Genomic DNA, 23,886 nt, shown 5'->3' on the forward strand with positions numbered 1-23,886 from the left:
AAGGCATATAGCAAGTCTAACGTGTTAAAGCAGTGTTATCTTCTATAGGGCTTGCACTACATACTAAAAAGATTTTAATAAATTTAGTTCTGGCAGATTTAGTAAAAGAAGGAAGCAACTTCAATCTTGCGATTGCTTGTGCGATACTTACCGCAATGAATATTTTATCTGAACTTGAAATTGCGGAATGTTGGATAATAGGAGAGCTATCATTAGACGATTCAAGCTTACCGGTAAGTGGAGCTTTACCTGCAGCGATTGGGGCTTCTGTTAGAGGTAAAGGTCTTATTTGTTCAAGTAAAAACAGCTCGGAAGTTGCTTGGTCGGGTAATAATATACTTGTTGCAGGTAATTTAATTGAACTAGTAAATCATTTTAAAGGTTCACAAGTTTTAACTCCTCCGGAAGCTAAGCTACAAGATGAGCCGATAAATTATCCCGATTTTAAAGATATAAAAGGTCAAAAAATTGCTAAACAAGCTTTAGAAATTACAGCATCAGGCGGCATAACCTTTTAATGTTTGGTCCTCCCGGAACCGGTAAATCAAGACTTGCTGCCTGTCTTCCCAGTATACTACCTAAAATGTCTACAAAAGAAATTTTAGAATGTAGTACGATTACAAGTGTTGCAGGAAAATTTTTAGATGGTAAACTTACCAAAGCAAGGCCGTGTAGAACTCCACATTATTCATGCTCATTGGCCGCTATGGTCGGTGGCGGTATCGGAAAAAAAGTAAAGCCTGGGGAAATTACGCTAGCTCATAACGAAGTATTATTTTGAGATGAACTACCTGAATTTCCACAGCAGGTTATTGATGCATGAAGACAGCCTATTGAAAACGGTGAAATACTAATTTCACGATCAAATGCTCATATAAAATATCTGGCAAATTTCCAGTTAATAGCAGCTATGAATCCTTGTAAATGCGGTTATTGAGGCGATTCTTATAAAGAATGTATGAAAGCTCCAAAATGTGCTAGCGACTATCAAATGAAAGTATCGGGACCTATTATGGATAGATTTGATTTGCATATAGAAGTATCTAGTATTAATGTTTATAATTATGACTTGAGTGTAGATAACTCTGAGGAAGAATCTGAATATATAGCTGCAAGAGTTGAGAGAAAGTACGTTTAATTCAAGAAAAGAGATATGAGGGCTATAATTACTGTCTTCATTTTTTGCAATATATTTAAGATGATTTAAGGATAAAAGATATGAGTACTATAATAAGTTTTGATTACGCTATAAAATATTTATTAAAAGATAAAGGGGATTATGAAATAGTTGAGGGATTTATTTCGGCTATTCTTAAAGATGCTGGTTATAGTGCTGTTAAAATAAAAGCCCCTTACTAGAAAGTGCCAGTAATAAAGAAAATGATAGCTTAAAATCTAGCGTAGCAGATGTCATTGTGGAAGATGAAGAAGGACATAAATATATAGTAGAAATAGATAAATCCTATACAAATCTTTTTATGCATAAAGCTTGTTTTAATTCTAGTAGATTAATAGTTGATAGTATTTCTAAGAGCGAGGATTATTCTACTATAAAAAAATATTTCATATCAATTTATTGTATTTTCCTTTTGATAATATGAAAGCACCTTTATATCACGGTAAGACTATTTTTAGAGAAGTTGATAAAAAACACCCTATGCAATTTTCTTTGGGAGATATGAGAGGTAAAATATTTGATTTATATAATGTATTGCCAGAATATGTTGTAATATCAGTACCATTATTTAATGATGTTATAAGAGATGAATTGGATAAATGGCTATATGTAGTAAAACATTCTGAAGTTAAGAAAGATTTTAAATCACCATATATGAAGAAAGTAGCAAAATGTCTTGATATACTGAAGATAACTCCTAAAGAGCAAATAATTTATCATGCCTATATGAATAAAAGCTATAAAGAGCGTGCTTATATAGTTTCTGCTGAAGAAAAAGGTAGAGAACAAGGTATGGCAAAAGGAATAGAGAAGGGGAGGAAAAAAGGTAAACAAGAAGGTGAAGTTACAAAAAGTATAAAAATAGCAACAAAGATGTTAATGAAAAAAAACTCGATAGAAAAAATACATGAGATTACTGAAGTATCTATAAAAGAAATAGAGTGATTACAAACAGAAATTGAGAACCTTAAAAAATAACTATCTTTAATGACAAAAATTTACTTTATAGCTGGTGAGCTGTCAGGAGACTTTGTAGGTGGTCGTATAATGCAGCATTTAAAAAACAATACAGGAGTACAACTCAATTCACCTGTATCAAGTTTTGTGAATGACGCTGTACAGTTTGTTGGTGTTGGCGGCAAATATATGGAGGAAGCCGGTAGCTTTAAAAGCTTATTTCCTATTACTTCCATAAATTTAATGGGTTTTGTAGAAATTTTGCCTCATATTTTTAAGCTTAAAAAATTAATTGATAAAACTGTGGAGGATATAATAAATAGTAAAGCTGATTTATTAATTACCATAGATTCACCAGGGTTTACTTATCGTGTGGCAAAGCGAGTAAAGAAACTTTTACCAAAGCTGAAAATGATTCATATCGTTGCACCATCAGTTTGGGCATATAAAGAGGGTAGGGCAGTAAAATACGCTAAAATTTATGATTGTTTATTTGCTTTACTACCGTTTGAACCTCCATATTTTACTAAAGTCGGTCTTGATTGTAGATATATAGGTCATCCGATTATGGAGCAAGAGTTTTATAGTGATAAAATAGCTTTACGTGAAGAGTTTAAAATAGATGAGAATGAGAGAGTTTTGTGTGTTACTCTTGGTAGTAGGAAGGGTGAGATTCTAAGGCATTTATCGGTTTTTGTTTCTTCTATTGAAGAAATATTCAAGAGTTGTAATAATCTTAAAGTTATATTTACTCTTGTAAATCCTGCTCATGAGGCAATAATAAAACCGTTTCTAGAAGATGTTAAGTTTAATTATTTATTTTCAAGTGAGAGACTTAAAACTTATGCTGTTGCGGATGTAGCTTTAGCAAAATCCGGTACTAATACTTTAGAGATAGCAGCTTCCGGTACTCCTATGATTGTGGCTTATAAAGTTAATCTTATAAGCTTTTTTATTATCAGGCTATTGATAAAAATAAAATATGTTACGTTGATAAATATTATAGCCGATAAAGAAATAATTCCGGAATTTATCCAATTTAATTGCCGAGCTAATCTTATTAGTAATAAGCTTCAAGAGTTATTATTTAATTCTAAGAAAGCTTATGAGCAGGTAATAGAAAGCCAAAAAATTTTGCAGCAATTAGGATTTAAATCAAACCGATTACAGCTAAATTCAGAAAGTTTTAGACACGATGAATTTAAAGGCAAGCTAGCTAGGTGTACAAAAGTACGTGAACACAGGCTTAGCTTGGAAAATTCGCTTGTATCAAGTGATCGAGATGACGCTGTACCTTCTTATATAGCTGCAGCAATTATTAAACAGGAGTTCTTAGAACCTAAAATAAAGTTGTTAAAAGAGAAAAATTAGTACTTGAAACCGGTGGTCCACAACATTTTCTGAATTATAATAAACATTAATATTAATATAATAACAAAATATATTTCCATGTTTTTGCTTATAGTATTAATTTGTTTCATTAAAATTTTTAAATCATTGGAAATTTTTTTGTATTCCTCATTGTTATCAGAACGCATTGTTGTCAAGAAACCGGATAAGTTTCCTAACTTATTTTGTAAAGCTTTTAACCTTTCAGTCTGTTCTTCGTGTTTTAGATCGGTATTGTGATCTTGTATCATAAATATATAATGCCCATTATAAGATCAGTATTAACGCCGGTATAGTAATATGCACTATGAATAAAGAATAAAGATGTATATTTTTTGTTTGTAATAAAAATTCTAACTTTGCATTTTACAGGAGTATACTATTGTTATAGTAAATTGGTTTGCGTTATTAATGTGTTGCTCATTAGTTATCTCATTTTAATTACCAAATATTAAAACTATTGATTTCTAAGCCTTATAAAAATAATAGTTATTATGTTAAACAACCTATTAAAAACTAAACTTTTTTTAGTTATAGTATCGCTAACTATATTTATTACTTTGCTAAATTTTAGTATATTTTATATTTTTGTGCCGGGTGATCTTACTCAAAATAAAACGATAATTATTGAACCTAAATTATCCGTAAATCAAATAGTTACAAAACTTTATTCTAATGAAGTAATCAAATATCCAAGAATTTTTAAGGTAATTGCTAAAATTTATTCTATAAAAAGACCTCTTAAAAGTGGTGAATATGTGTTTACTCGTAATATATCGCCTCTGCAAACTTTAAGAATATTAGCAAGCGGTAAATCTATAATACACAAGATAATTGTCCCGGAAGGTACGGTAGTTAGTGAGGTTATAAAGCAAATTAATGAAGAAAGTCGATTACTTGGAGAAATAAAAGGGATAATACCTGAAGGTTTTTTAATGCCTTCCACGTATTTTTTTTCTTACGGTGATCAAAAAGAGCAGATAATTGATCACATGAGAAATTTAATGTCTGCTAATTTAGATAAAGTAATGCAAAATCTTGCACCGGATTCTCCATTAAAAACTAGACTTGAGGTATTAACGCTAGCTTCGATAATTGAAAAAGAAGCCGGCTCAAATGCAGAAAAGCCTATTATAGCAGCAGTATTCATTAATCGTTTAAAGAAAAATATGAAGCTACAAGCCGATTCGACTACTATATATGCTTTGACTGAAGGAAAATTTAAATTAGCAAGAGCTTTAACAAAAAAAGATTTATTGCAAGAACTACCCTATAATACTTATTATATAAAAGGTTTACCACCCGGTCCGATTTCTTGTCCGTCGTTAAAATCTTTAGAAGCAGTGGTAAAATCTGCTAAAACGGATGCATTATTTTTTGTAGTTGACGGTAAAGGCGGGCATAATTTTTCTAACAATCTTAATGATCATAATAGATTTGTTGAAACTTATCGAAAAAGTTTGATTAAAGTACCTGAGTCGGCAATTGATCCTGAAAAACCATCTACTCGATGAACTTCAAAATTGGCTGCGTCGTCTTATAAGAGCTGTGGTGCTTATGTATTAAGTATACGCTCCGCTCCTTGCTTTATAGACTCCTTACTCTTTTTGAAGTTGATTTGCGTATATTTTTATCTACTTAAGGGATGTTATCATGAATAATAGTGAATTTAGTAAAATAGCCGAGACAACAATTGCATATATAGCAGAAAAGATAGAAGAGCAGGATAAAGAAGCAAGTATAGATGTAGATTTACAAGGCGATATATTAAACCTTGATACTGATAAAGGGGTATATGTAATAAATAAACAAAGTGCCGCCAAAGAAATTTGGTTGTCGTCGCCGGTTAGCGGTCCTTATCATTTTTTTTATGAACAAGGCGAATGGACAAATAGAGCAGGGCTTAAATTAATGGCTATTTTAACTGAAGAACTTAATATTAAATTTGATACTCGCCCCACTTGAAAAATTAGCAACAATGTCTTTGTAAGACCGCGGATGCTGAACGTTTAATATACGCTCCGCTCCTCGGCTGACAGACCGGTTACTCTTGTCCAAGTTAAACTTCGTATCACTACTCTTCATTTTACTTCGGAGTATATATGAAAGATTTTGAAACTGCCGATAGTGCCGAAAAAGTTTATGATTTAATAATAAAAAATGCTCCTACTCGTGCATCTATATTCATTGATGTTGACGATACGCTTATAACTCCTAAATCAGAAACTTTTAAGCAGCCGCCTTATAATCAAATAATTGATAGAATTAAGGAAAATAAAAGTAGTTATGACAATTATGAGGAAATTATCAGTAATTGACGTTTGCAGCGAAAAGTAATATTAATTGATGAAGAGCGGGTAAAAGTTATAAACAAGCTCAAGGAAAAGTTTTTGGTTTATGGTCTTACACAAATGAATACGGGAGCATTCGGCAATATTCCTTCTATGCAAGATTGGCGATATAAAGAACTAAAAGAGCTGGGTATCGAATTTTCAGATAATGAAAAATTAGCAATTTATAATTCAGGACAAAAGGATGATGCTATTTTTTATAAAGGTATATTTATAACCGGTAATCACTCAAAAAGTGGTACTTTATCAAAATTTTCTGAAGAGCTAAATGCTAGTTATTGTATTTGTTGATGATCGTGCGAAGCATATTGAAGATGTAGGAGATTATTGTAAAAAGAATAAAATAGGTTTTTTAGACATTTTATTTGACGGGCTTAAAAATTTAACAGGCAAACCTGGTCCTACACTTGCCGAATTTTAAGAATCATATTTAATAGAAAATGCTAAATGGCTTGAAGACATAGAAGCTTGTGGGCTAATGGTCAGGAAGTAATAATTAAATAGAATACATGCATACATAGATATCGTCATTGCGAGCAGCCATATAGGCGGTGTGGGGCAATCCATAAAAAATAATACAAATTCTGTAAATCAGAATTCTAATTTCAAATCTAGTATCCGTAAATACTTATAGGCAGATACATTACAAAATAACACCTTTGTCTAATACGTCTGTTTCAGCTATCAAAGTTGAGACGGTAATTGGCAATATGAGTGGTGAGGTTGTTTTAGATTTACCCTATGCATGGGCAAGTGCCTACATATTACAAGCAAATCAAAAATGTTAAGCTAGAATATCCTATTGGAAAATTACAGTTTAGAAATCAAGACTCGAATAAAGCTATTTTAAATACGCGAAAAATCAATATTATTCGTTTAAGCTACGCAATATATCAAAAAACCGGTAATCCTTGTGATATCCACAAAGCAATAATGAGACAAAATTTAATTCATTCACCGGGTTTATGGGCTTTTTGCTACTCCCGGTGATCTAAATGGAAATGATATAGTAGCGTTTAACATTGAATGGAATAATATTCCTGATAGTTAGGCAACAATATCAGATTATGGTCTTGGTAAAAGCGTGAAATTGAAAGCTATGCCGATTGAATTATATAGTGCAGTTTATGCAGCGGGTGATTTACGTGTTTACAAAATTGTCGATCAAAAAAATCCTGTATATCTTTCGTTACATGGTCAATTTGATTTTAAAGATTAAGAAATAGCTGCTTATATAAATAAAATTATCAAGGGACAAAGAACATTTTTCCATGATAATGATTTTCCTTATTATCTACTAAGCTTAATCGAGGGGAATCAACCTAGACATATAGGCAGAACGGGCTTAACTCATAGTTTTACTGCATTTATTCCTCAAGGTTTGAACAGGATTATATAACGTTACTTGCTCATGAACATCTACATAATTGGACAGGGAATAAAATACGTAATAACTTAGAACGATTAAATTATTGGTGGAGTGAGGGATTTACCGATTATTATAGCGGGGTTTTAGCCTTACGTTCTAGTGTTATAACGCTTGAGGAATTTGTAGAAGAATTTAATAAATTCTTTGAGAATTATTATTTATCACCTGTTATAAATGAACCTAATAATTTAATCGAAACAGATTATTGGCAAGATTATGCAGTACAAAGATTGCCATATTATCGTGGATTTGTTTTGGCACTTTATTTGGACAATTTCATTAAAGAGAATAATAAGAGTAAATCGCTGGATAATGTTATGCTTGATTTATTTAAAACCTCAAAAGAACAAGAATTTTCAAGCGATTATTTTAAAACAATAGTTAAAAATTATGTTCCAAAGGGTATAGATAAAGAGATAAACGAATATATAGAACAAGGTAAAACTATAGATTTAGCTAATGTTGCTCAAGTGCTGCCGATCGAGAAAATAACAATGTGGGCATATGATCGTGGTTTTGATAGAGATGCTTTAATAAATAATTATACAATAAAAGATATTGTAAAAGATATTGACGAAAATAGTAACGCTTATAAATCTGGACTTAGAAACAGGGACATAGTTATAAAATATGATTTTCCTAAATGGGGCTCTCCTGATCAGAAGTTACAAGCAACACAATTAAAGGCGAGTTTCAATTTAGACCTGAAAGTGCTAATAAAAAAGATATATACGGGTTCAAGCCTACTTTGTCTAAAGAAGATAAGCTAAAAATCAAAAAGTTTTTTAACAGCTAAAACTTCTTTTTGTCTTAAAGTATTATTAATTTTTTAAGTAGTTATTAATAATATCCATTGACACAACAACATTTAAGTTATAATTGCGTCACGATTTAATTTTAAGGGGAAAAAGCATGACAAAAAACTATACGGGGCCACAAATAAATAGCGGAAACGTCAATTACAATAATAATGATTGTAAAAACTTAAAAAAAACATCTAGTTACTTTGACAGTGCTACAATTCATTTTCAAAATGCTACCAAAGCTGCGACAGATTTCACAATGTATGTGGTGGCTACCTTAGCAACGGAACATGCTATTAATGTGATAGAAAACGGTGCAAAAACTGTATGTTCCGTTCAGGGTTGTGTTTCTGATGTGAACAACTCTAATTATTCTGTTGTATCTACATTTGCTCAAGCAACTGTAGAAAGCCTTGCAACTTTTGCTTATTACGATCCTCCGGTTTTTATCGGTGCTTTTACATTAGGAGCAATTTTAATTTCGCCGTCCGATTAAAAAATACAGTAAAAGCAGGACTAACTGCAGGATATGTAGCTTATGAAACTGTGGGAAGGTTTAGTAGCAGGAACAGCAGGTATAGTTTCTCTTATTGCCGATAATATTTACCGTGAACCGCAAAGCTTGCTGGTGCTATTAATACTCACATGATAGAGTATTATAATTAAAATATTGTCATACTCAATTGTCATTGCGCGGAGTTGCATGGTTTCTATGTCATTCCCGCGAAAGCAGGAATCTAGTAAAACATATAAAAACTTGTTTTTATATGTTTATTTTACCAAATATTCAATTTTTGTACCAATAAGATTATTTTTATTGGATCCCCGCTTTCGCGGGAATGACATAGAGAGTTACGCACTAGTTAAACGCTTTATTATCTCTTCTCTATCAATCAAAGGTAAAACGCTTGCGATTTCCGGTCCTGATTCTCTGGCGGTTAAAGCAAGGCGAAGAGGTAAAAATAACTCCTTACCTTTTCTGCCTGTTCTATTTGTTATTTCTTTAGTCCAAATGCTCCAGCTATCTTTAGTGATTTCACCTTTCGGTAATAATTCTGCTGCTTGCTTTAAATATTCCTTATCTAAATTTAGATTTTCTACATTCGGAGTTTGATGGCAAATTTCCCACCAATCTTTTACATCACGTAATTTTTGCAAGTTAGGGCTTACCGATAACCAAAAATTTTCATCAATATACTCGGCATCTATTTCTTTAAGGCGTTCTTTTACTGTATCAAAATCTAAACTTATAAGTAATTTATGATTTAATCTTTCTAAATCTTCCGGCTGATAGATAGTTGGACTTTTAGAGAAACTACTTATCTCAAATTGATTTGCTAGCTTCTCCATTGATTTATAAGGCAAGATTTGTGTTGATGAACCAAGTAAACTAAAAAAGCTAGCGATTGCCATAGCTTCGATTCCGATTTCTTTTCTAAGAGTTGCGATCTCAAATCCTCCAACTCTTTTAGAAATTTTCTCATCTTTATTGATTATTAAACTTAAATGCCCAAAAGTCGGAGGAGTAGTATTTAAAGCCTCAAACATTTGCATTTGAATGGCGGTATTGCTAACGTGATCTTCACCCCTAATAATATGAGTAATATCATAATCAATATCATCAATAACTGAGCATAACATATAGGTCATACTACCGTCTGCTCTTATCACTATTGGGTCGCTTAAAGCCTTGCCGTCATATTTAACTTCGCCTTTGATCATATCATGCCAGCTAATCGGTTCATGATTTACCAAAAATCTATAATGCGGTTTTCTTCCTTGTTCTATATATTTCTTTGCTTGCTCTTCAGTGAGATGTAAGCTAGCTCGATCATAAATCGGTGGTAAACCTTTAGATAATTGAAATTTACGCTTTAATTCTAGCTCTTCAGGAGTCTCATAGCAGGCATATAATCTTTTTTTGTCTAGTAATAGATTTTTGATTGCATCATATCTACTTAAACGACTTAATTGATTAAATGTCTGATCCCAATTAATATTTAAAAATTTTAGATCTTCCTCGATAGCGTCTTTATATTCCTGTTTACTACGCTCTAAATCCGTATCGTCAAATCTTAAAATAAACTGTCCGTTATGCTTCTTTGCATATAGCCAGTTAAGCAATGCTGCCCTGATATTCCCGACATGTAACATACCGGTCGGTGACGGAGCAAATCGTGTTATAACTTTTGTCATAAATAAGTAATTTTATTTAGTGTCATCCCGTGGCTTGACCACGGGATCTTGTATCACAGCCTGTGTCCTGAGACCCCGTGATCAAGTCACGGGATGACACTAAACCATTTACACCTGTTTCTTCTCTAATTTCGCTTTATTCTCTTCAATTAGCTTCATCGCATCATCTAAGCTTAAATTTAGAAAATCATATTTTTTTTGCACCGAAATAAATTGATCCATATATTTTATGTAAGGACCGAATTTACCGTATCCTATCATAATTTCCTCATCGCTATCTTTATGAATACCTATTTTTAGCGGTAAGCTTAGAAGCTTTAATGCTATATCAAGTGTAATATCATTTTGGTTCAAACTAGCAGGTACGGGGCTACGTTTCGGCTTTACTTTGCCTTCTTGTTTGCCAAGTTGAATATAAGGTCCGTAAGGTCCTTTTTTCAGATATATTTCTACTCCGTCTTTATCCGTACCTAAAACTTTATGCTCATTAGGCATAGCGGCAGGCTCGCCTTCATTCTCGTTGTTATCGTTACCGCTAACAATAGATTTTCTAAAAGTACATTCAGGGTAATTACTACATGCTAAAAACGCTCCGAACTTACCAAGCTTTAAGCTAAGCTCGCCCGTGTTACATGAAGGACAAATTTTAGATTCTTTATTCTCACCGAACAGGTGATAATCAAGGGCTTTTTGTACATAGCTAATAATCTCGGTTATTTGCTGCTCGTTTACTGATTCAATATTATGGTTAAAACCGCTCCAAAAATTATTTAAAGCAGCTTTCCATTCAAGTTTGCCGGTTGCTATTGCGTCTAATTCGTTTTCAAGTCCTGCAGTAAAATCATATTCAACGTATTTTTTGAAGAAACCGACTAAAAATACCGTTACCAAACGTCCAAGCTCTTCAGGTATAAATCGTTTTTTCTCAAGAGCAACATATTTTCGGTCTTGTAAAACCGATAAAATACTAGCATAGGTCGAAGGACGACCGATCCCAAGCTCTTCAAGTTTTTTCACTAAACTTGCTTCTGAATATCTTGGAGGCGGTTCGGTAAAATGTTGATTTGGAATAACTTCTTTAGTTTTCAGCGGCTCTTGTTCTTTTAAAGGCGGCAGCATTTTATTTTCTTCTTCAGCTTCATCGTCCATACTTTCACGATAAACCTTATAAAATCCGTCAAAGGCTATAGTCGATCCGTTTGCTTTTGCCAAATATTCTTTATTTTCCGAAGCTAAATTTGCAACTACCAAATCCATTATAACATTTTCCATTTGGCAGGCTATAGTTCTTTTCCAAATCAACTCATAAAGCTTATAATAATCCTTGTCTAGCTTTTCTTTTAAGCTATCAGGAGTATAAGTAATATTTGTGGGTCTTATTGCTTCATGAGCTTCTTGAGCATTTTTTACTTTGGATTTATAAATTCTAGGGCTAGGTGGTAAATATTTATCGCCGTAACTTTTATCGATTAACTTACGTATATCTGCTATTGAATCATTTGATAATGTAACGCCGTCGGTTCTCATATAAGTAATAAGCCCTATAGTTTCCTTACCTATATCAACACCCTCATAAAGTTTTTGTGCTATTTGCATAGTCTTTTTAGCACTAAAACCTAATTTTCTTGCTGCTTCTTGTTGTAGTGATGAAGTAATAAAAGGAGGTTGTGGTTGACGTTTTTGTTGTTTTTTTTCTATCTTATCAACATGAAATTTTTGAGATTTTAATTTTTTGGTTAAATCTTTGGCGTTTTTTTCGTTAATAATTGAGAATTTTTCTAACTTCTGATCGTTTACGTGAGTCAATTTAGCAGTAAATAGTTCGTTATTACTATTTTGCATTTTAAGGCTAATATCCCAATATTCTTCTGACTTAAAACGCTCTATTTCATCTTCTCGCTCACATATTAATCGCAGAGCCACGGACTGCACACGTCCTGCCGATTTACATCCCGGTAACTTACGCCATAAAAGAGGTGAAAGGGTAAAGCCGACTAAATAGTCTAAAGCTCTTCTTGCTTGTTGGGCATTTACTAAGTTAGTGTCAAGTTTCCTAGGGTTTTCAACGGCATGAATAATTGCTTTTTTAGTGATTTCGTTAAAGGCTATCCTTTTGAAAAAATCATCGGATTTAACTTGATTCTTTTCTTTTATTATCTCTGCAACATGCCATGAGATAGATTCACCCTCACGATCAGGATCGGTTGCAAGATATACTGCATCAGCTTTTTTAGCATCTTTAACTATGGCATCTACATATTTACCGGCTTTATCGGAAATATCATATTTCATTGCAAAATTTTCATCAGGTAACACCGAGCCTTTTTTAGAAGGTAAATCTCTAATATGACCGAATGATGCAATGACCTTAAACTCATCACCTAAATATTTATTTATCGTTTTTGCCTTTGCCGGCGATTCTACTATTACTAATTTCATCTACTTATTATAAACTAATGATATTTTATTACCGGCGTGACGCATTACTGTCCCGGCGAATTCTAATTCTAATATTACCGTATATATGATAGGAAGCGGTAATTCTATTTCTTTTTGTAAATATTCCAAGTCTATTATGGGTACTGCCGATAATAATGCCAATATAGCAAGCAGTACGCTCCTTTTGTAACGGTTCTTTAACATATCTCGTATTTACTGTTCCTAGCTCAACAAAATCCTTAAATAATCCATCATCTTTTTTCATAAATTCTTCATATTGCGGTAAATTAGCTACAATATCGTCTACTGATTCCACTAAATATGCTTCCTCTCTAATCAATTTATTTGTACCTTGACATTTTGGATCTAAAGGAAAGCCGGGAACGGCAAATATTTCCCTATTTTGTTCAAGTACAAATTTTGCAGTTATTAATGAACCGGATTTTAAGCTTGCTTCTACTACCACTACTCCCAAGGCTAGTCCCGATATTATCCTGTTACGCTGTGGAAAATGTTTTCCAAGCGGGGTAAAGCCGATAGGTAACTCATAATATTAAACCTTTTTTTGCTAAATTTTCAAATAGTTTTTTATTTTCCGGTGGATATATATGATCAATACCGCCTGCAATAACTCCGATAGTTTGAGAAATTGCAGCTTGATGTACGCTGCTATCTATTCCTCGTGCTAACCCTGAAACGGTTATATAACCTTCTTTTACTAAATCATTTGCAATTTTATGCGCAAAGCTTCTTCCGTTTGCAGCAGCGTTTTTGTACCTACTATTGTAACACATTTATATAGTATGATTTAATAACTCTATATTATTATAGCTTAATATTAGCAGTGGATCATAAATTTCAAGTAATAATTTTGATATTCCGGAGATTTATATGTGATGATCTTAGCATTGTCTTTTTCGAGAAGCTCTAACTCTTTTTCAGCATCGCTTTTACTGAAAAATTTAATTGGTTTTGACTTTCCGCCTTGCAATGAAAAATCCGGAACGTTATCTGTGGCAGTTGCTACATCACCAAATAATTTAATTAAACTAAAGAAAATTTTAGGACCGATATTTCACTCCTAATAAGACGTAAAATATTAATTGTTTCAATATTATAAGATATTTTAGGAGCAGAAAATAATTCTTTCAACATTATTTAGGGTTATTTGATATTGCGTTAGTGCTGTATGTCATTCCTGCCTAGGCGGGAATCCAGTCAAGCATATAAAAATTTGTGTTTTTATATGTTTATTTTGTTAAATATGTAATTGTTTATCAATGTTAAGGTTATTTTTTGCTGGATTCCCGTTTTCGCGGGATATGACATCGAACCATGCAATAACACTAGACAAGCCACGGTAGGACAGTGTTCCACTTTAATAACACAGTAGTAATATATTACAGCTTCTCTGCATGTGAGCTTAAATAATGTGCTATACCTTCATGTGATGGGGTAATTGCTTCCTCACCTTTATGCCAGCCGGCAGGACAAACTTCGCCGTGTTTTTGATGATGAGTTAAAGCATCGATTACTTTTAATGTATAATTAATATCACGACCGATAGGTAAGTCGTTAACTAGCATGTGACGTACTATGAAATCCTTATCGATTAAAAAAGTTCCACGCAAAGCAACACCGTCTTCATTAAGTACATTATATTTTGACGAAATATCCTTTTTTATATCGGAAACCATTGGGAATTGTACTTGTCCAAGCCCGCCTTTATTATGCGGAGTATTTTTCCAAGCTAAATGGCTAAAATGAGAATCAACACTAACAGCTACTACTTTAGTACGTCTTTCGGTAAATTCACCAAGCTTATTGTGAAATGCTATAATTTCTGATGGACAAACAAAAGTAAAATCTAGGGGATAAAAAAATAATACTATATTATCCCCTGCAGCATAATTGCTAAGTTTAAACTTATCGTCTATATTATTATTAGGCATAATAGCTTTAGCTGTAAAATCGGGAGCAGTTTTGCCGACAAATACTGACATATTCATAACCTTTTATTAATTAATAATCTGATATGATATATAAAACTAATTATTATTACAATAATAAATTGTTATAAATTGCTACTTATCTATTTTCGTTCCCGAAGAAGAAGCTTTTAATTGGTTAAATATAGTTAATGCTTCGGTTATAAAACTACTCGGTTCTGAAAGATTTGCAGGTAAAATTACGGTGTTGGTATCTTTAGCCAAATTACCGAACGCACTAATATATTGCTCGGCTATTTTAAGAGCTACTGCATCACTTCCTCCCGTTTTTTGTACGGCAGTTGCAACAATCTCAATACTATTTGCCGTAGCGGTAGCGACTAAGCCTATTGCTTCAGCTTCACCTTTTGCCCTGTTAACTTGATCTGTATAAGAAGCTTCTGAATTCAGGACGATTTGTGCTTTTTCACCTTCTGCATGATTAATTTTTGCTTGTCTATTACCTTCCGACTCTAGAATTTGAGCTCTTTTTTGACGCTCTGCCGCTACCTGCAATTCCATAGCTTTAAGTATAGTTTGCGGAGGTTGAATATCTTTAATTTCATAACGCATACATTGTATGCCCCAATTTATAGCAGCCTGATTAATAGCTGCTACAATTGCTACGTTTAAAGTTTCACGCTCTTCAAAAGTTCTATCTAAAGGGAGTTTACCGATTTCCGAACGCATAGTAGTTTGAGCAAGCTGTGTTATGGCATAGTAAGGATTATTAACACCATAAGATGCTGCCATTGGATCAATGATCTTAACATATAAAACACCGTCTATAGATAATGTTACGTTATCGTTTGAAATAGCTGTTTGAGCGGTAACGTCTATTGCTTCTTCTTTTAAAGTATGTTTGTATGCTACTCTCTGAATAACAGGGATGAGTAAATTTAAGCCAGGCTGCAGTACTTTATCGAATTTTCCAAGTTTTTCTACTACCCATGCTTGTTGTTGCGGTACAACTTCAACCATTTTTATTATAACTAAAATCGCTATAATACTGAAAATTAATAATGCATATTCCATAATTCAATACCTTTTTTTATTTCCACTCTATATTATTTTTAATTATAAAAAAAGGATTTAAGTTAAACGGTACTTAATTTTTTTTATCATTAAAATGAGTTTTAATTACTTTGAGTAAAGAAAGAATGCTTGAATATTCTTCAAGTTGTTCATTTACATTTTGTATCTCATTTAAAGCGCTATTAAAATCTTTCTGCAATAAATACGTTTCAGCAGCTTTATTTTGTTCTAGTGTTTTAAGTAAAATACTTTGTAAAAATCTATAATAATAGTCGTCTAGTTTAGGTATATCAGACATAATAATAAATCATATAATTATTGAGTTCTTAATTTATATATAAATTTTTTAATAATTCAATAATTTTTAACTAGATTTACATATACTTAAGTCTTTATCTATTATGTCGGACTCTATATTTAAACAGTTAAGGATTGAATGAAATACATAATCATGGCTAATTTAGGTATTAGCATAATTTTTAATTGAAGATACTGATTTAGGATATTTGGCTTGAAAATCATCTGATACCCAAACTATAAGAGGTACGGTTATTTGTTCTGCAAGTATTGGACCGCCGTGACCGTAATAACCATTTTCTCCGAGGGACTCGCCGTGATCAGATACATATAATAAAAATGCATTTTTATCTTTAAGCAAATCTATTAAATTATATAAAAAAAATCGGTATATAAAATAGAGTTATCATAACTGTTAACTAAAGCAAGCTTATCGCAATCACTTGCATCTCCCTTAACCTTAATAGGACAGGTAGGGGTAAAATACTCAAACTCTTTTGGATATCTCGCATTATAGTGCCAATGGCTGCCGGAAGTGTGAACTACTAAAAATTGTTTCTCTAAGTTTATTAGTATTTCTGTTATAAAAGGCAATATTTTTTCATCATGATCATTTAAAGAAAATAGGGCAGAGCCGCCCGGTACTATAGTAAAATTAACGTCATTATATATATTACTGAGGTCAAAATTTGCAAAACTCCTCATTAAAGTTTGAGTACCGATCCAGGTAGTATTAAAGCCAAGATTTGTTAAAATTGATAAAAAGCTGTTCTCTTGTCTACTATTTTCAATTTGACTTGCAGGATAACGTGAAAGTAACGACGGTACGGAAAGATAGGTAAGGTTAGAAGAAGATTTAGCTTTGCAAGAAATTAGGTTTTGAATAGTCTTTAAGTAAGGAGTCGTATCTCTTTCATAACCGTTAATACCAAAATGATCAAAGCTTGCTGATTCTCCTATAACTAAAACACCGATAATATCTTTATCTGACTTATCTATAAAGTTATATTGTTTGCTAATATCTATACATGCATAATTTTTTTCACCGAAATTTCCGGCCAAATTAAGGTAGCTATTATGTAAATACTGAATGGGAAAATAATTTTTTAGTATCTTAAATGAAGGCGTAATCATGTTATATACAAAAATAAGTAAGTAAGCGGTAGATAATAGTTTTGTTACAAATGAGTTAGAATTTTCGGCGGCAAAAGATTTGAGAGTATAAAAACAGGTAAAAAGGCAAAAAATTATCCATATTATTAACTTAATGCTGGTTAATTCATAAACTTCATTTAAATCCGTTGAGAAAAAACTACCTATTACTTGTTTAGTAGGATTGATTTTGAAGAAATAAATGTAATAACTAACAATAGCGGATGTTATAAATAAAAACCCTACGCCGATTTTTAACACTAATCTATGTACGCTAATACCGAAAAATGCTATAAAAGAAAATATATAAATATAGCAAAAATCTTTTGATAACTCTAATATCCCTCTAAAGATTGTTGCTTTATAATAATCAAATTTATAAATCAATATTGCGGTATTAAATAATAAACAATAAATAAAGGCTAAAATCGCCGATAATTTAATTAATTTCGTATCTAAATGTTTCTGAATAGTTTTTAGTATAAATAATAATTAATAAAGTAATTTTTATAACTATCATGATCATAAAAAATCTTCAAGAATTTTATCGGCTTTTAATACCAAATGCTCCGCTTATCGCTATTGATTACGGAAGCAAAAAATTAGGAATCGCATTATCTAATCAAGAACGTAGTATTGCTATGCCCTTAAATACTATAACCGAGATAAATAAAAAAATTGTTATTACTTCCTTGCTTAATATCATCGAGAAATATAAAGTTTGCGGTGTTATAATAGGTCTACCGATTGATATGAGCGGAGCAGTAACGGAGCAAACAAATATAGTGATGAAATTTGCTGAAGAGCTAGCACAATCTATAAACTTGCCTATATATTTACAAGATGAAAGATTAACTACCAAAGCTGCAAATAATTTGCTTAAATCGTTTGGAGTGAAAAGAAAAGACCGTAATAATAACGATGATGCAGTAGCTGCTAGTATGATTCTTGAAACCGTGCTTGATTCTATAAAAAATATTTAATTAGGAAAGAATTGAGGAGTTGTTGTATAAATCGAAAAACCTACTCAATGTCATCCCCGCGAAAGCGGGGATTCAGCAAAATAACTTCAATATTGATATAGAAGTGGCATATTTGACGAAATAAACCTATAAAAACTTGTTTTTATAGGTTTTACTGGATGCCCGCCTACGCGGGAATGACATAAAACGGTCCATGCAACAAAGCCAAGAATAAATTACCTCCTATTTCACTGGGACAAATTTTACTAGTAGAATTTATGGAACCTATGGGGATTAGTCAAAGCAAACGTGCTCGTGATATTGATGTACCCGTTACTAGGATCAATAATAGAATTAAGCATCATCGTTTAATTGCCGCTGATACAGTCCTTCGTTTGGGTAAGTATTTTAATATTAATCCTCGTTGGGAATATGCAAGACCAATATGATTTAGAGCTTGCAGAAGATAAATGGTTGGAACATTACAGAAGATAGAATAAGAACCTTTTCTATGGCAAGTTAATTATTTATAACTCAATATTGTTATGCACTCAAAACACTATTGTAAAGATATATTATTTATGATAGAACCGATTCGGTAAAAATAAATAAAATATACTATGAAAATATTAATTTTAGGTGTTACCGGTATGCTAGGTAATAGCATATTCAGGTTTTTAAGTAGTGATAAAAAATTTGACATTTTTGCGACAGCCCGAAATAATTCAGCTCGTTCTTACTTTTCTAAGGAGTTATCCGATAAATTAATTACAAATGTAGATGTTGAGAACCATGATGCGTTAGTTGAGGTATTTAATCAAACAAAACCCAATATAGTAATAAATTGTATAGGGCTTGTAAAACAATTGGCAGATGCTAATGACCCGTTAAAAGCATTACCGATAAATAGTTTGCTGCCTCATAGGCTAGCTAATTTATGTAAACTAGCTAATTCAAGGTTAATCCATATTAGTACTGATTGTGTGTTTTCAGGAAAAAAAGGTAATTATAAGGAAAGCGATTTTTCTGACTGTTATGACCTTTACGGTCGTTCAAAATTTCTTGGTGAGGTAGATTATCCGCATGCTATCACATTGCGTACTTCCATTATAGGTCATGAACTAGCAGGCAATAGAAGCTTAATCAATTGGTTTTTAAGTGCAGAAGGTTCAGTGAAAGGGTTTGAGAAAGCTATTTATTCAGGATTCCCGACAGTAGAGCTTGCAAGAATAATAAGGGATTTTGTGTTACCTAATAAAGAGTTGCACGGGCTTTATCATGTTGCCTCAAAACCGATTAATAAGTTAGAATTGTTAAAATTAGTAGCAGAAATATATAATAAAGACATCGATATTATTTCATCAGATGAGCTTGTAGTAGATCGCTCACTAGATAGCACTCGTTTTAATGAGGTGACGGGATATACGCCTCCTGAATGGCGTGAGCTTGTAAAGCGTATGTGTGAGTTTAAGTAAATTGTCATTGCGAATATAGGCTTGTACACGGAATCCAGTATAAAGTGAGATAAATCGAGCTTTTTATGTTTGTATTTTTTATAACTGGACCCTGTGGACAAGCCACAGGATGACTACCTTAGAGTGTTTCTCGATTGACACAATGACAGAATGAATAATAACAAAATAGGTATTTATATATAATGTTTGTAGATAAAACTTTAATGATTACAGGAGGCACCGGTTCGTTTGGTAATGCAGTGCTTTCTCGTTTTCTTAAATCCGGTATTATTAACGATATTAAGGAAATTCGTATTTTCAGTAGAGATGAAAAAAAGCAAGAGGATATGCGTATTGCCTTAAATAATCCGAAACTTAAATTCTATATCGGGGACGTACGCAATTATAAAAGTATTGATGAGGCAATGCATGGTGTAGATTATGTATTCCATGCCTCTGCTTTAAAGCAGGTTCCGACTTGTGAATTTTATCCTATGGAAGCAATAAATACTAACGTCTTAGGTGCTGAAAATGTTTTAAGTGCTGCTATTAATAACAAAGTTACAAAAGTTATTGTACTGAGTACCGATAAGGCTGTATATCCAATTAATGCAATGGGATTATCTAAAGCATTAATGGAAAAGTTAGCAATAGCAAAAGCACGTATGCGTTCTCCAGGTGAGACTGTGCTGTGCGTTACTAGATACGGTAACGTTATGGCTTCTAGAGGTTCGGTCATTCCTCTTTTTATCAATCAAATAAAACAAGGTAAGGAACTAACCATTACAGAACCGTCAATGACACGTTTTTTAATGTCGCTTGTAGATTCGGTGGATTTAGTTTTATATGCGTTTGAGCATGGTCATCAGGGTGATATTTTCGTACAAAAATCTCCGGCAAGCACAATTGAAGTACTCGCAAAAGCGTTACAAGATATATTCGATAGTAAAAATGAAATACGTTTTATCGGTACACGTCACGGCGAAAAACATTACGAATCATTAGTATCATCAGAAGAAATGGCAAAAGCTGATGATTTAAGGGGTTATTACCGTATTCCTATGGACGGGCGTGATCTTAATTATGCAAAATATTTTGTTGAAGGTGAAAAGAAAGTAGCGCTTTTAGAGGATTACACTTCCCATAATACAAAACGTTTAAATTTAGAAGAAGTAAAAGAGTTATTACTGACTCTTGATTACGTACAAGAGGAGCTAAAAAATGCTTAAGGTAATGACGATTGTTGGTACTCGTCCTGAACTTATTAAACTATGCTGCGTGATTGCTGAGTTTGATAAATATACTCATCACATCCTAGTTCACACCGGTCAAAATTATGCATATGAATTACATCAGGTTTTTTTTGATGATATGGGAATTAGAAAACCCGATTATTTCTTAGAAGTAGCAGCAGATAATACGGCAAAATCTATCGGGCTTATTATCGAAAAAGTTGATGCAGTACTTGAGAAAGAAAAGCCTGACGCCGTTCTATTTTACGGTGATACTAATTCATGTTTATCGGCAATTGCTGCTAAACGCCGTAAAATTCCGATTTTTCATATGGAAGCGGGAAATCGTTGTTTTGATCAGCGTGTACCTGAAGAAATAAACCGTAAAATCATTGATCATATTAGTGACGTTAACATTACGTTAACCGAGCATGCAAGACGTTATTTAATTTTTGAAGGTTTACCGTCTGAGCTTATTTTTAAATCAGGTTCGCATATGCCTGAGGTCCTTGATCGCTTTATGTCTAAAATATTAAAGTCTGATATTTTAGATAAATTGTCACTTACCACAAAGCAATATTTCTTAATTAGCTCACATCGTGAGGAAAATGTTGATGTCAAAAATAATCTGAAAGAATTATTAAGTAGTTTACAAACGCTTATTAAAGAGTATAATTTTCCTGTAATCTTCTCAACACACCCAAGGACTAAAAAAAGGCTTGAGGATTTAGAGGAGTTTAAAGAACTTGGCGATAAAATAAGATTTTTGCCAGCCTTCGGGTTTACGGACTACGTCAAACTTCAGATGAATGCATTTTGTATTTTATCCGATAGCGGTACTATCACTGAAGAGGCATCTATACTTAATTTACCTGCTTTAAATATTCGAGAAGCACATGAACGTCCTGAAGGTATGGATGCCGGAACGCTTATTATGTCGGGTTTTAAGGCTGAACGGGTACTACAATCGGTGAAAGCTATTACGGAAGAACACGAGAATAATAAACGCTTGCAAGAGATCGTGCCGGATTATGCAGAAGCAGGACTTGTATCAAAGAAAATATTACGTATAGTCTTAAGTTATGTGGATTATGTTAACCATACAGTATGGTTTAAAAAGTAATCCTATTCATTATTATCATATCAAAAACATGAAATTTTTTAAATTAATAAAACTTAACACTTTATTTTTAAGTGTTTTTTTACTAATAACTCTTATATCTTCTTTTTGCTATTCCAAAGAAAATTCTTATAAAAAAATAGTTTTCCTTGTTAGTACAGAGACATTCGGTGGCAAAAGCGTATACGCAATGTATAATGAGATGAAAAAAATAGGTCATGATGTCAAAATTGTAATAGTACCTCATCCTCATCCCAATATTCAAGGAGGAATAGATACCGGGTTTATTAGTAAATTTGATGCACAAGATGTGATATATCCATGTGGTAAGTATGCTTCTTATTCAAATGTTAATACAAAATGTGAAATTTCTGAACTAAAAAATTATCAGCCGGATTTTATCTTTACGCAAAATCCTTACGAAAATTTTCAAGGCTATATATCAGAACCTTTTACGGCTGCTAATTTGTATAAGAGCTTTAGAGGAACTAAAACAAAAATTATGTATATAGTCTATGGTCCGCATATCTTTCATCAAAAAAATATTGATGATGATAAGTTATCACGTTGCATAGAGACGGTATTTGTTGATTCAGAAAGTACAAAGGATATCTTTATTAGTAATTATAAATTTCCTAAGGATAGAGTTATTGTTTCAGGTTATCAACCATACTATGAAGTAAGAAATTATAATATTAAAGCAAAACCAAACTCGGAAACCATTTTATGGCTTCCTAGATGGGAATTATCATTTAAAAATAGAGATTTATATGAAGGAGGTTCTACTTTCTTAAATTATCACTATTTTTTCTATAATTATGCATTACAACATCCTAATATTCATTTTATTATAAGACCGCATGTTACACTATTTACCTATGCAGTCGGTAAAAATTACTTAAGCCAAAGTGATATGGATAATATATTAAGTAGATTTAACTCTTTAAAGAATGTTACTGTTTCTCCACATGCATTCAGGTCGTTACTGGATGATATAATGATGTCAGATATTGTAATAAGTGACGGTACTTCATCTCTTGCTGAAGTAGTAGTTGCCGATAAGCCTATAATTTACTTAAGTAATGGTTGGAATAATGAATTTAATAGCAATGCTCTATCTAAAGAATTAAAAAAATATATGTATTTTGCTTATGAGCCGCAAGATATTATTAACTATATAGAATTTATTAAGCAAAATCATTATTTACCTTATTATGAAAATAGTAGTGGCAGAAATCAATTTAAAAAGATGCTTGATCCTGTAGAAAACCCTGCTGTATTTATCGCCGAATATTTATTAAAATTATAATAGTTTAAATAATTTATGTTAGAAGAAATTTATAATGATGGAGAAAGATTAATTCTTGGGGCAACTTATGATGTTTTAAAGGTAATGCGTAATAAAAGTAGCTATAAGATTTTTAAAAAAATTATAGAAGCCGATATACTTAATAGCCCATTAATGCTAAATCAAAAAATAAAAATTTTAGATATAGGTTGTGGAATGGGACACGGAACTTTCATGCTTAGCCGATATATTAGGAGTAGAAATTACAGCAATAGATATCAGTAAAGAATCTATAATTTATGCTGAACAAAATTGTGGAGCATCTAATATACAATATATTAAAGCTGATTTAGTTAGTTTTATTAAAAAGGCAGAAGAATGTGATTATATTGTATCACGACATGCACTTGAGCATATTGAAGATGGGTTAAATCTAGCACTTAATCTTAAATATAAAAAACGATTAATAGTAAATGTACCTTTTAATGAACCGGAAGGGCATATACATCATTTAGTTAATTGAATTACTGAAAAAGACTTTGAATCATATCCGAACAAAGAATTTTTCTATGAAGGAGTAGATGGTGTAACTAACGACACGCATTCTGAAAAAATCC

At 32.2% G+C, this 23,886-nt stretch carries 25 protein-coding genes and 6 pseudogenes; 20 read left to right on the top strand and 11 right to left on the bottom strand.

Going from position 1 to position 23,886, the window contains the following annotated elements; genetic code table 11:
• Positions 1-32 precede the first annotated feature (32 nt).
• From ABVF33_RS02785 to lpxB, 6 genes and pseudogenes are all read left to right on the top strand, one after another.
• Entirely contained in the window at positions 33-518 is a 486-nt protein-coding gene (locus ABVF33_RS02785) for a magnesium chelatase domain-containing protein (protein WP_499706185.1), read from the top strand.
• Positions 518-1,138 (top strand): annotated as a pseudogene (locus ABVF33_RS02790) (ATP-binding protein). Before ABVF33_RS02785 ends, ABVF33_RS02790 begins: the two are co-directional and overlap by 1 nt.
• 80 nt (positions 1,139-1,218) lie before the next feature.
• Entirely contained in the window at positions 1,219-1,359 is a 141-nt protein-coding gene (locus ABVF33_RS02795; RefSeq protein WP_014273363.1) for a hypothetical protein, read from the top strand.
• Between the two features lie 56 nt (positions 1,360-1,415).
• On the top strand, positions 1,416-1,601 hold the full coding sequence (locus ABVF33_RS02800; protein ID WP_041471833.1) for a hypothetical protein: 186 nt from the start codon (positions 1,416-1,418) through the stop codon (positions 1,599-1,601).
• A complete protein-coding gene (locus ABVF33_RS02805) occupies positions 1,577-2,122 on the top strand; it encodes an RpnC/YadD family protein (RefSeq protein ID WP_499706186.1) in 546 nt (181 codons plus the stop codon). The genes ABVF33_RS02800 and ABVF33_RS02805 overlap by 25 nt, the downstream gene beginning before the upstream one ends.
• A gap of 42 nt (positions 2,123-2,164) precedes the next feature.
• Entirely contained in the window at positions 2,165-3,505 is a 1,341-nt protein-coding gene (gene lpxB, locus ABVF33_RS02810; RefSeq protein ID WP_499706187.1) for a lipid-A-disaccharide synthase, read from the top strand.
• On the opposite strand, the gene ABVF33_RS02815 is transcribed toward lpxB, so the two are convergent.
• Complete coding sequence (locus ABVF33_RS02815; RefSeq protein WP_499706188.1) at positions 3,502-3,774, bottom strand: hypothetical protein; 273 nt, start codon at positions 3,772-3,774, stop codon at positions 3,502-3,504. The genes lpxB and ABVF33_RS02815 overlap by 4 nt on opposite strands.
• A gap of 243 nt (positions 3,775-4,017) precedes the next feature.
• Here ABVF33_RS02815 and mltG point away from each other — a divergent pair, with 243 nt between their 5' ends.
• From mltG to ABVF33_RS02850, 7 genes and pseudogenes are all read left to right on the top strand, one after another.
• On the top strand, positions 4,018-5,037 hold the full coding sequence (gene mltG, locus ABVF33_RS02820) for an endolytic transglycosylase MltG (protein ID WP_499706189.1): 1,020 nt from the start codon (positions 4,018-4,020) through the stop codon (positions 5,035-5,037).
• 139 nt (positions 5,038-5,176) lie between these two features.
• Positions 5,177-5,488 (top strand): iron donor protein CyaY, encoded by a 312-nt coding sequence (cyaY, locus tag ABVF33_RS02825; RefSeq protein ID WP_499706190.1) that lies wholly within the window; start codon positions 5,177-5,179, stop codon positions 5,486-5,488.
• A gap of 137 nt (positions 5,489-5,625) precedes the next feature.
• Entirely contained in the window at positions 5,626-5,841 is a 216-nt protein-coding gene (locus ABVF33_RS02830) for a hypothetical protein (protein ID WP_499706191.1), read from the top strand.
• Between the two features lie 3 nt (positions 5,842-5,844).
• Positions 5,845-6,295, top strand: a pseudogene (locus ABVF33_RS02835) (DUF2608 domain-containing protein).
• Between the two features lie 1,022 nt (positions 6,296-7,317).
• Positions 7,318-7,401, top strand: a pseudogene (locus tag ABVF33_RS02840) (M61 family metallopeptidase); the annotation flags it as partial.
• Positions 7,402-7,569: 168 nt separating this feature from the next.
• Positions 7,570-8,073 carry a PDZ domain-containing protein gene (locus tag ABVF33_RS02845; protein ID WP_499706192.1) on the top strand — a complete coding sequence of 168 codons (504 nt, stop codon included), beginning with the start codon at positions 7,570-7,572 and terminating at the stop codon, positions 8,071-8,073.
• A 334-nt stretch (positions 8,074-8,407) separates the two neighbouring features.
• Positions 8,408-8,602 carry a hypothetical protein gene (locus ABVF33_RS02850; protein WP_499706433.1) on the top strand — a complete coding sequence of 65 codons (195 nt, stop codon included), beginning with the start codon at positions 8,408-8,410 and terminating at the stop codon, positions 8,600-8,602.
• A 356-nt stretch (positions 8,603-8,958) separates the two neighbouring features.
• Here the strand turns inward: ABVF33_RS02850 and gltX are convergent, their stop codons facing one another.
• The 10 genes and pseudogenes from gltX to ABVF33_RS02900 form a co-directional block, all read right to left on the bottom strand.
• On the bottom strand, positions 8,959-10,302 hold the full coding sequence (gltX, locus tag ABVF33_RS02855; RefSeq protein ID WP_499706193.1) for a glutamate--tRNA ligase: 1,344 nt from the start codon (positions 10,300-10,302) through the stop codon (positions 8,959-8,961).
• A gap of 108 nt (positions 10,303-10,410) precedes the next feature.
• Positions 10,411-12,741 carry a type I DNA topoisomerase gene (topA, locus tag ABVF33_RS02860; protein ID WP_499706194.1) on the bottom strand — a complete coding sequence of 777 codons (2,331 nt, stop codon included), beginning with the start codon at positions 12,739-12,741 and terminating at the stop codon, positions 10,411-10,413.
• Positions 12,742-12,945 (bottom strand): DprA-like winged helix domain-containing protein, encoded by a 204-nt coding sequence (locus ABVF33_RS02865; protein WP_499706195.1) that lies wholly within the window; start codon positions 12,943-12,945, stop codon positions 12,742-12,744.
• Positions 12,946-13,084: 139 nt separating this feature from the next.
• A pseudogene (locus tag ABVF33_RS02870) lies at positions 13,085-13,279 on the bottom strand (DNA-processing protein DprA); the annotation flags it as partial.
• Between the two features lie 7 nt (positions 13,280-13,286).
• Positions 13,287-13,535 carry a DNA-processing protein DprA gene (locus tag ABVF33_RS02875; protein WP_499706196.1) on the bottom strand — a complete coding sequence of 83 codons (249 nt, stop codon included), beginning with the start codon at positions 13,533-13,535 and terminating at the stop codon, positions 13,287-13,289.
• 44 nt (positions 13,536-13,579) lie between these two features.
• Entirely contained in the window at positions 13,580-13,813 is a 234-nt protein-coding gene (locus ABVF33_RS02880) for a DNA processing protein DprA (protein ID WP_499706434.1), read from the bottom strand.
• A gap of 328 nt (positions 13,814-14,141) precedes the next feature.
• Positions 14,142-14,744, bottom strand: coding sequence for a peroxiredoxin (locus ABVF33_RS02885; protein WP_012150652.1), 603 nt, complete (start codon positions 14,742-14,744; stop codon positions 14,142-14,144).
• 81 nt (positions 14,745-14,825) lie between these two features.
• Complete coding sequence (locus ABVF33_RS02890) at positions 14,826-15,764, bottom strand: SPFH domain-containing protein (RefSeq protein WP_499706197.1); 939 nt, start codon at positions 15,762-15,764, stop codon at positions 14,826-14,828.
• A gap of 73 nt (positions 15,765-15,837) precedes the next feature.
• On the bottom strand, positions 15,838-16,062 hold the full coding sequence (locus ABVF33_RS02895) for a hypothetical protein (protein WP_499706198.1): 225 nt from the start codon (positions 16,060-16,062) through the stop codon (positions 15,838-15,840).
• A gap of 66 nt (positions 16,063-16,128) precedes the next feature.
• A pseudogene (locus tag ABVF33_RS02900) lies at positions 16,129-17,696 on the bottom strand (phosphoethanolamine transferase).
• A gap of 35 nt (positions 17,697-17,731) precedes the next feature.
• Between ABVF33_RS02900 and ruvX the strand changes: the two are divergent.
• The 7 genes and pseudogenes from ruvX (at position 17,732) to ABVF33_RS02935 (ending at position 23,792) form a co-directional block, all read left to right on the top strand.
• Positions 17,732-18,196 carry a Holliday junction resolvase RuvX gene (gene ruvX / locus ABVF33_RS02905; RefSeq protein ID WP_499706199.1) on the top strand — a complete coding sequence of 155 codons (465 nt, stop codon included), beginning with the start codon at positions 17,732-17,734 and terminating at the stop codon, positions 18,194-18,196.
• Between the two features lie 266 nt (positions 18,197-18,462).
• Complete coding sequence (locus ABVF33_RS02910; RefSeq protein ID WP_499706200.1) at positions 18,463-18,624, top strand: helix-turn-helix transcriptional regulator; 162 nt, start codon at positions 18,463-18,465, stop codon at positions 18,622-18,624.
• Positions 18,625-18,795: 171 nt separating this feature from the next.
• On the top strand, positions 18,796-19,650 hold the full coding sequence (locus tag ABVF33_RS02915) for a dTDP-4-dehydrorhamnose reductase family protein (RefSeq protein WP_499706201.1): 855 nt from the start codon (positions 18,796-18,798) through the stop codon (positions 19,648-19,650).
• Between the two features lie 182 nt (positions 19,651-19,832).
• A complete protein-coding gene (capD, locus tag ABVF33_RS02920) occupies positions 19,833-20,858 on the top strand; it encodes a UDP-glucose 4-epimerase (protein WP_499706202.1) in 1,026 nt (341 codons plus the stop codon).
• Complete coding sequence (gene wecB, locus ABVF33_RS02925; protein WP_499706203.1) at positions 20,851-21,984, top strand: non-hydrolyzing UDP-N-acetylglucosamine 2-epimerase; 1,134 nt, start codon at positions 20,851-20,853, stop codon at positions 21,982-21,984. Before capD ends, wecB begins: the two co-directional genes overlap by 8 nt.
• Complete coding sequence (locus ABVF33_RS02930) at positions 21,944-23,290, top strand: hypothetical protein (protein ID WP_499706204.1); 1,347 nt, start codon at positions 21,944-21,946, stop codon at positions 23,288-23,290. The genes wecB and ABVF33_RS02930 overlap by 41 nt, the downstream gene beginning before the upstream one ends.
• A 15-nt stretch (positions 23,291-23,305) precedes the next feature.
• Positions 23,306-23,792, top strand: a pseudogene (locus ABVF33_RS02935) (class I SAM-dependent methyltransferase).
• The last annotated feature ends 94 nt before the right edge of the window (positions 23,793-23,886 follow it).

Source organism: Candidatus Rickettsia barbarica (assembly GCF_041477405.1).
Taxonomy (GTDB): domain Bacteria; phylum Pseudomonadota; class Alphaproteobacteria; order Rickettsiales; family Rickettsiaceae; genus Rickettsia; species Rickettsia rickettsii.

What these genes read in the sequence shown, in the direction of transcription:
- ABVF33_RS02795 (WP_014273363.1), top strand. Translation starts at nt 1,219, where the DNA reads ATGAGTACTATAATAAGTTTTGATTACGCTATAAAATATTTATTAAAA.
- lpxB (WP_499706187.1), top strand. Translation starts at nt 2,165, where the DNA reads ATGACAAAAATTTACTTTATAGCTGGTGAGCTGTCAGGAGACTTTGTA.
- ABVF33_RS02815 (WP_499706188.1), bottom strand. Translation starts at nt 3,774, where the DNA reads ATGATACAAGATCACAATACCGATCTAAAACACGAAGAACAGACTGAA.
- mltG (WP_499706189.1), top strand. Translation starts at nt 4,018, where the DNA reads ATGTTAAACAACCTATTAAAAACTAAACTTTTTTTAGTTATAGTATCG.
- cyaY (WP_499706190.1), top strand. Translation starts at nt 5,177, where the DNA reads ATGAATAATAGTGAATTTAGTAAAATAGCCGAGACAACAATTGCATAT.
- ABVF33_RS02830 (WP_499706191.1), top strand. Translation starts at nt 5,626, where the DNA reads ATGAAAGATTTTGAAACTGCCGATAGTGCCGAAAAAGTTTATGATTTA.
- gltX (WP_499706193.1), bottom strand. Translation starts at nt 10,302, where the DNA reads ATGACAAAAGTTATAACACGATTTGCTCCGTCACCGACCGGTATGTTA.
- topA (WP_499706194.1), bottom strand. Translation starts at nt 12,741, where the DNA reads ATGAAATTAGTAATAGTAGAATCGCCGGCAAAGGCAAAAACGATAAAT.
- ABVF33_RS02865 (WP_499706195.1), bottom strand. Translation starts at nt 12,945, where the DNA reads ATGTTAAAGAACCGTTACAAAAGGAGCGTACTGCTTGCTATATTGGCA.
- ABVF33_RS02875 (WP_499706196.1), bottom strand. Translation starts at nt 13,535, where the DNA reads ATGTGTTACAATAGTAGGTACAAAAACGCTGCTGCAAACGGAAGAAGC.
- ABVF33_RS02885 (WP_012150652.1), bottom strand. Translation starts at nt 14,744, where the DNA reads ATGTCAGTATTTGTCGGCAAAACTGCTCCCGATTTTACAGCTAAAGCT.
- ABVF33_RS02890 (WP_499706197.1), bottom strand. Translation starts at nt 15,764, where the DNA reads ATGGAATATGCATTATTAATTTTCAGTATTATAGCGATTTTAGTTATA.
- ABVF33_RS02895 (WP_499706198.1), bottom strand. Translation starts at nt 16,062, where the DNA reads ATGTCTGATATACCTAAACTAGACGACTATTATTATAGATTTTTACAA.
- ruvX (WP_499706199.1), top strand. Translation starts at nt 17,732, where the DNA reads ATGATCATAAAAAATCTTCAAGAATTTTATCGGCTTTTAATACCAAAT.
- ABVF33_RS02910 (WP_499706200.1), top strand. Translation starts at nt 18,463, where the DNA reads ATGGGGATTAGTCAAAGCAAACGTGCTCGTGATATTGATGTACCCGTT.
- ABVF33_RS02915 (WP_499706201.1), top strand. Translation starts at nt 18,796, where the DNA reads ATGAAAATATTAATTTTAGGTGTTACCGGTATGCTAGGTAATAGCATA.
- capD (WP_499706202.1), top strand. Translation starts at nt 19,833, where the DNA reads ATGTTTGTAGATAAAACTTTAATGATTACAGGAGGCACCGGTTCGTTT.
- wecB (WP_499706203.1), top strand. Translation starts at nt 20,851, where the DNA reads ATGCTTAAGGTAATGACGATTGTTGGTACTCGTCCTGAACTTATTAAA.
- ABVF33_RS02930 (WP_499706204.1), top strand. Translation starts at nt 21,944, where the DNA reads ATGTGGATTATGTTAACCATACAGTATGGTTTAAAAAGTAATCCTATT.